Consider the following 490-nt stretch of genomic DNA (forward strand, 5'->3'; position numbering starts at 1 on the left):
TGGCCGGGGTTTCAATGAACGGGGCAGCAGGCACGACGTTGAAGGTCAGCGGCGCAGTGTCCCTGGAGGGCCGACCTTCGAAGCGTTGCCGGGCCACAATCGTGGTTTCGCCTACCGGCAGGGTCACGTCAGCGCTCCAGCCATCGGCGCCCACAAAAACATCTTCGATCAACGGCTCACTTGCGCCCTGGAGCCAGATATCAACCCGCCCGCCCTGCATGCCCCTGCCAGACAACGTCATGCTGCGCGGCAGGTTGCCGCCCGGCTGCGGCACGTCAAACTCCGGTGGCAACACCACCACCTCGAACCTCAGGGTTTCACTGCGCTCGGACGGCTCCCCACGCAGGGTCTGTTGCGCGTCGATGGTGTAGGGACGAAACTCCAGCACGGGCAACTCGACGGACCATTCGCCGTCGGCGGTCAGCACCTTGGGTTCGCCCAGCTCCGTTTGAAATTGCGCGTCACGCACTTGCATCGACGCCTCGGCCAT

Annotated in this window: 1 pseudogene; it reads right to left on the minus strand. The window is 64.5% G+C overall.

The features are described 5' to 3' along the window. Nucleotides 1–475: pseudogene (locus MKS85_RS28810) on the minus strand (hypothetical protein); the annotation flags it as partial. Between the last annotated feature and the right edge of the window lie 15 nt (nucleotides 476–490).

Source organism: Pseudomonas sp. JL2, from assembly GCF_031570495.1.
Lineage (GTDB): Bacteria > Pseudomonadota > Gammaproteobacteria > Pseudomonadales > Pseudomonadaceae > Aquipseudomonas > Aquipseudomonas rhizophila.